The organism is Candidatus Sarmatiella mevalonica, assembly GCF_016751895.1.
Lineage (GTDB): Bacteria > Pseudomonadota > Alphaproteobacteria > Rickettsiales > Rickettsiaceae > Sarmatiella > Sarmatiella mevalonica.
Genome location: NZ_JACVVM010000072.1, coordinates 1 through 6,285 on the forward strand (window position 1 = coordinate 1; position 6,285 = coordinate 6,285).

Below are 6,285 nucleotides of genomic sequence, written 5' to 3' on the forward strand. Positions count from 1 at the left end.
ATTTCAGAAGATTGTCCAAGGATTATGAGATTTCCCCTTCATCCGCTAAGGCTTTTGTTCAATTAGCTTTCACAAAAATTATGCTGAATAGGTTAGTTAAATGTTTTGCGTGACTGGTTCTAAGTATTTCTATTCATTTGAGCAGCTAGAAAGCTTATTATACTCATCCCTTAATTATTGAAATAACATAAAAAATATTCATTCTATAGTGGCATTATCATGGATTATTAATCGCTCCTGACCGCATTCTAGTATTACATCTCAGCCTCATTACTTATTATTAGTGGGTAAAATGTTATAACATAAAAATCTTAAATATCAACACTGCCTAAGTCTTCTCGAGACGCATACCACGTCGAGAGCAGACGCAAAGAACAAAGGAAAGCGCAAAACTTCAAGGACGCATGAAGTTATGAGGCGTGGTGCTTCGAGGCGATAGCAATGAGCCACTTGCAAAGGAATAGAGTTTTACAAGCGATCATTAAGAATTCATAGATTGAAAGAATTCATAGTTATTTTTCGTCTCCCTTAGTTTGTCTATCAAAAATGATGTAGCGTCTACACTCAGCATAGAATGAATAACCCTACTACGCAAAATCCACATTTTAGCTAGCACATCCTTGTCTAGCAACAACTCCTCTCTTCTAGTGCCAGATTTAGTAATATCTATCGCAGGATAGATACGTTTATCGGAAATCTTACGATCTAACACTATTTCTGCATTGCCAGTGCCCTTAAACTCTTCAAAAATCACTTCATCCATCCTAGAACCAGTCTCCACCAACGCAGTACCGATGATAGTGAGCGACCCACCTCCCTCTATATTCCGCGCAGCCCCGAAAAATCTCTTGGGTCTTTGTAGAGCATTCGCGTCTACACCACCTGTCAGCACCTTGCCTGAAGAAGGAACCACAGTATTATATGCTCGCGCTAACCGCGTGATTGCGTCGACTAAAATCACAACATCTTTTTTATGCTCCACTAATCTTTTAGCCTTTTCTATTACAATTTCAGCAAGTTGTACGTGACGCGCAGCTGGTTCATCGAATGTAGAACTCACCACCTCACCCTTCACAGAGCGCTGCATTTCGGTAACCTCTTCAGGTCTTTCATCTATCAATAAAACAATTAAAAACACTTCTGGATGGTTAGTCGCTATTGCCCTAGCAATATTTTGTAGCAATACTGTTTTACCTGTGCGAGGCGGCGCGACAATCAACGCCCTCTGCCCCTTGCCTACGGGGGAGACTAATTCTATCACCCTATTACTGAGATCTTGTACCCCATCCGTTTCTAATCGCAGTTTAGTTTCTGGAAAAAGAGGAGTGAGATTGTCAAAGTGCACCCTATGATATGCAGCATCTGTATTTTCAAAATTAATTTTATGAATTTTAAGTATCGCGAAATACCTTTCGCCCGCCTTAGGGGCGCGAATTTGCCCTTCTACAGTATCTCCAATCTTCAAACCAAATTTACGTATTTGACTAGGCGAAACATATATATCATCCGCACCAGGCAAGTAGTTTGCTTCCGGTGCGCGCAAAAATCCAAACCCATCAGGTAAAACCTCTAGCACGCCAGACCCAGAGATAGTTCCTCCGCCCTCGACAATTTTCTTGAGAATGGCAAAAATTAATTCTTGTTTGAGCATAGAGCAAGCATTTTCAATGCGTAAAGATTCGGCAAAGGCCTGCAGTTGCTCTGGTGACTGTGACTTGAGACTCTTGAGATGTACTACATTACCCCCTCCATCGCCAGACCTTTTCATTACAATATTACTCTCTTCATCATAACTTTCTTCGTCATTACGCGCGAACTCAAGATCCTGCTCCTGTCGATCCGTTGATTTATTAAATTTATTAATTAACTGTCCAGATCTTCTAATCTTTCTTTCCATAAACGTAGACAAATATAAGAATAATTAATATGTAAATTGGGGAATAAGTAAATTTTTGCCTATACAAGACATGTCTAAACTATCTTTTGATATTCAAGATATATCTGGCGCACAGATGATATCCAAGTTATACACACTACCAAAAATATTGACAGTAAAAAGCCTGAAATAGAGTCTAGCGTCGCATTAGGTAAAACAGTAAAAACAATAGATTGTAGCAAGCCGCTAGTAGACTTGCCTATCTTAGAACTAATCAAGTCAACAGAGGCTTTACCTTTGGTCTTTAGTTCTTCGTCTAATGGAATATACAACATCTCTCTAGAAGAGTCCCATACTGAATACTTAGCGCCTTTCGCGAGGATGTTTTGGATGGCGCCCATAGTTACTGCGAATGCTAAGATGCTATTCATCCTACAGTTTTCATGAGATATAAAACTAAAAAACGTGTTCCAACTTTCGAACACAAAGCGAGAAATATTGTCAAACACCACTAAAGCGAAAAACACAGAACCGGTGAAAGCGATGGTGATAGGGGTAATGATAGCAGCAACAAACCAACTATATTTTCTAATTAAATTATTGCCCACCAAAGTCATTATCATAATCACCACGCCAGTCCACAAAATATAGCTACTACTAAACTCAGCATAAGCGTTTAATCCTTGATGCAACTGACTAATCTTAGCCTTCCAGACGGCTTCCACTAAATTCATTGACAAGCCAAAAGACGCAGAACACACTAACATTAACCAAAGATAACGAGAGTGCAATATATATTTAAAACTTTCTACCATACCTAGTTTAGTTTTTATACTTCTAGGATTTTTCGCTTTTCCATAAAGTGCTGGATCAGAAAAAATATTACCGTAAATAAATTTGATAAATAAGCAAGAAAGAAGCGCGAAAAAAATCAAAAGAATAGTAGAAATTTGTATAAATGCTATCTTGCTCTCTACTTGAGGCAGAATTATAGAAGCTATACTATCTTTAGAAGACAGGTGCTTCATCAGCAAACCAACACAAATGAGCGCGGAATTACCAAAAAGAGCAAAGAAAGTATAAAACCTCTTAGCCTCTTGCGTTGTAGTAACTTCATTTGCGCACTGCCAGAATAATAAGACATAAAAGATATTTGGCCATAATTCAGCCAAAGTATAAAACAATACGTAACTCCAATTACCAGCAATTATTATATACCACTTTAAATATGGATAGTGCAGGACTAAATCAGTCAATAATCTAGCATCAGCATGAAAAGAATGAATCCTGGGGTAGATTACGAAAGCAAAGATAATAAAAAACCCCATAAAAAAACTAATAAGATAATAATATATCTTATCAAAAGACAGAACGTTCACCATCTTTGCGTAAATCACAACAAATAAAGCTGCAACTGGAGTGACGCAATAAACTTTGGTGAAGCTGATAGCTTCTGGACTAATTTCTGATATTATCAAACTATCCTTAATAATACGCAGCACATTCTGATTAAACAGCACGCTAAACATCATGCCTATCATTGGCAAAAATTTACGCAATTCAGATTGTTTAATCGGCCATAGCATATTCCGTAGTTTACTATGAAAAACCACCTGGCCTTGGTCAGAATTTAACGTCATGTAGATTACGAGTGGAAGTTATAAACCAAATACTATAGAAAGTGCTACGCTAGGAAAATTAAGTTTCTGACCACCAAAAGATCGCTCAACTTTATCGCTGCCAATGAGTGGCAATAAGTTTACATCTCCAACATTATCCACTGTAGGAGTAATATTAGTAGTTTTGATTTTGCCTAGCATATTATAAGATAATACCAATTCAAAACGCATCTTGTCTTGAACAGGAAAGTGAAAGCCAACAGAAAATTGTAGAGCGCAATTTTTAGAATCGGGCAATGAACCATTATATTTTAATTGCACATTCTTCTGCGTCTTTTGTTTTTCAGGATCGGTAATCACTAAATTAGAAGTGATGGTAGCGTCAATTTTGGTTTTGATGTGGGAATAACCTACACCAAACCCACAAAATAGTTTGGCAATATTAAAATCATAAATGTCCATATAACCGTTAAACATTACTCCAGTAGCCGAGTAAGACTGCTTCGAGGTGTTTACAGCATTATATTTTTCCTTCTCAGTTTTATCTTCAGCTTGATATTGCCACTGCAGACTAGAATTATTGTTAGTTTTACCAAAGGAGTTATAGGTAATATCCATACGCACACTATCTAGCACATTGTAACCAATTCCTCCACTTAAAAACAAATTCTGAGCACTAGATCTTCCTGAATTTCCGCCATTAGCATTTGCGCTTGTAAGATTTAAAAGATCTATATCTTTTGCATAGCGGGTACCTATCATGAACTTTATATAAAATGAATCCTGTGCAACAAATTGATTGCTGCGAAATGAATTATAAGCTAAAGAATGACTGGGGAGAGATAAGGCAAAAAACATCAAGACAAAGCTACAACTAGCATTAAATTGACGAAACTTACGAAAAACTAAGTAAAACATGAGGAATATAAACAATAAACTTTGCACTAATTATAAAAAATATCAATACACTTAACTAGAATGTAGCTAGAGATTAGAACAAGAGGAATGAACTGAGAATGCTTGGAATAAATACGATAGCAATAACAATAGATAAATTAGACTAACATTTCTAAGAGAATGTTACAATTCTACAGAAAATTTACAGCAATTAAAACAGGCACGATATAAACAGTCTTAGGAAAAACAAAAAGCGGCAGTAAAATGTTTCGTAAAAACGCCTTCGTTAACAACTTCCGAATAAAAACATGCTCTTTCGCTAAAAGCTAAGCTGTTACTAAAAGCAAAGAAATACCAAACTAACCCAAACTCCATGCGAGCAGCTAGCTAGATTTAAATAAACTAAATGCTCAATCAAACTTATAATTTCTACAATTAATAAAATTTTGAATTACAAACCGCAAATCAAGAAACTTTTAATCAAGGCAGTGAGTGATAGAGGATAAAACAAAAACAGCGCAAAGTCAATACCGCATATTACTCACCGCAGACAGCGGTTTTTAGTGGAACAAACAAATAGGCGCTCCTCACAACATCTTTCATAGCCAGAAAACACCGCGCCGCTACACAACTTTCTCAAAAATAACATAACCCCAGGTAGAAGGTTTAAAAAGACAAGATGTGATCTGGAGGTAATTTTGAAGCTCAATATTGGTTAAGAAAGCTACATTAGACCTCTTCGGAAACTAGACTTTAGTTAAAAATTGAGGTAACAGATCTGGAGAGACCTATATGAAATACAAACAAATCAAAGAATTAGAAGAATCACCAAGGACCGTTGAAAAGTTGTGTCTTAGGTAAGGTAATTCTATGACGCAGACTCCTCTACAAATTAAAGCAAATAATATCTTGTTTCAAGGATATGCAATATCAAGCTTGTCGTATCTTGTTGCGACACGCCTAAAATGTTTGAGCTTATTGAACATACGTTCAATTAAATTCCGTTCCTTATACAATTCTTCGTCATACTCCCTTGGTACTTTTCTTCTTGCTCTGGAAGGTATTACAACTTCAGCTTTCGCATCTTTAGCCGCCTTAACCATATAATCCGCATCATATCCCTTATCTGCTATCAAGGCCTCCATTTTTCTATCTTTTACCAAATCTAACGCTTTTATATAATCGGACCTTTGTCTCGCAGTAACAAAGAATCTCACAAGATTTCCCAATGCATCGCAAGCAGCTAATAGTAGAATCTATCATTAACCACTCATTATCACTATCCACAGCTAATGTATTGAAGATCATTTGCCATATTCCAGCTTTAGCCCATCTCATAAATCTTTTATGAACTGTAGGCCATTTGCCATATTCTGCAGGAAGCGCTCTCCAGGGCGCCCCCCTGTTCTGGCAACCCACATCACTGCTCTTATAAAGCCACGATTATCGTATCCAGTACGACTGTTTGATCCCAGAGAATAATGGTGTATATTATGAAGAGAATTAATTTATGGAGAAAAATCTTATGGGACAAATATTACACGCGAATGCCAGAACAACGGAGGCAATCCGTAGAGAGATCCGTGATAGTAAAGAGAGCATAGAGAAAGCGGCTAAAAGATTTAATAGACCTCTTTCCTAACTCTACTCCTGATGGCAACTGTGGTGACGCTGTCGATGCGCAAGTCCTCACGTACTTCATGTACGCTGCGGCTCTGTGCTTTGTATACTCCTCGCATTTGCTCTTAATTGAGCGAGTTTCGAAAGAGGTCTAATGTACCTTCGCACTTATAGCACAATGATGCAGATAGGCTTTATGTTTAACATTGACGAATCAAGAGCGAGCCGGATTATAAAGAAGCTAGAGCCGCTTATGGCTGGTCTAGTTGCAAT

The 6,285-nt window shown here is 37.3% G+C and carries 7 protein-coding genes and 1 pseudogene; 2 read left to right on the forward strand and 6 right to left on the reverse strand.

Annotated elements, in window-relative coordinates:
- Positions 1-481: 481 nt before the first annotated feature.
- From rho to Sarmat_RS07435, 6 genes are all read right to left on the reverse strand, one after another.
- On the reverse strand, positions 482-1,864 hold the full coding sequence (gene rho, locus Sarmat_RS05650) for a transcription termination factor Rho (protein WP_410520503.1): 1,383 nt from the start codon (positions 1,862-1,864) through the stop codon (positions 482-484).
- 107 nt (positions 1,865-1,971) lie between these two features.
- Positions 1,972-3,516 carry an Npt1/Npt2 family nucleotide transporter gene (locus Sarmat_RS05655; RefSeq protein WP_202149815.1) on the reverse strand — a complete coding sequence of 515 codons (1,545 nt, stop codon included), beginning with the start codon at positions 3,514-3,516 and terminating at the stop codon, positions 1,972-1,974.
- 18 nt (positions 3,517-3,534) lie between these two features.
- Positions 3,535-4,413 carry a hypothetical protein gene (locus Sarmat_RS05660; RefSeq protein ID WP_202149816.1) on the reverse strand — a complete coding sequence of 293 codons (879 nt, stop codon included), beginning with the start codon at positions 4,411-4,413 and terminating at the stop codon, positions 3,535-3,537.
- Positions 4,414-4,629: 216 nt separating this feature from the next.
- A complete protein-coding gene (locus tag Sarmat_RS05665) occupies positions 4,630-4,767 on the reverse strand; it encodes a hypothetical protein (protein WP_202149817.1) in 138 nt (45 codons plus the stop codon).
- 539 nt (positions 4,768-5,306) lie between these two features.
- Entirely contained in the window at positions 5,307-5,648 is a 342-nt protein-coding gene (locus tag Sarmat_RS05670) for a transposase (protein ID WP_341826614.1), read from the reverse strand.
- On the reverse strand, positions 5,542-5,811 hold the full coding sequence (locus Sarmat_RS07435; RefSeq protein WP_202149819.1) for a transposase: 270 nt from the start codon (positions 5,809-5,811) through the stop codon (positions 5,542-5,544). The genes Sarmat_RS05670 and Sarmat_RS07435 overlap by 107 nt, the downstream gene beginning before the upstream one ends.
- A 106-nt stretch (positions 5,812-5,917) precedes the next feature.
- Here Sarmat_RS07435 and Sarmat_RS06930 point away from each other — a divergent pair.
- Together Sarmat_RS06930 and Sarmat_RS07440 are read left to right on the forward strand one after the other, a co-directional pair.
- Positions 5,918-6,019 (forward strand): annotated as a pseudogene (locus Sarmat_RS06930) (IS481 family transposase); the annotation flags it as partial.
- A gap of 147 nt (positions 6,020-6,166) precedes the next feature.
- On the forward strand, positions 6,167-6,285 hold a 119-nt coding region (locus Sarmat_RS07440), incomplete at its 3' end, for a helix-turn-helix domain-containing protein (RefSeq protein WP_207187045.1).

Coding starts and splice junctions, on each gene's coding strand:
- Sarmat_RS05655 (WP_202149815.1), bottom strand. CDS start 3,516: ATGACGTTAAATTCTGACCAAGGCCAGGTGGTTTTTCATAGTAAACTA.
- Sarmat_RS05665 (WP_202149817.1), bottom strand. CDS start 4,767: ATGGAGTTTGGGTTAGTTTGGTATTTCTTTGCTTTTAGTAACAGCTTA.
- Sarmat_RS05660 (WP_202149816.1), bottom strand. CDS start 4,413: ATGTTTTACTTAGTTTTTCGTAAGTTTCGTCAATTTAATGCTAGTTGT.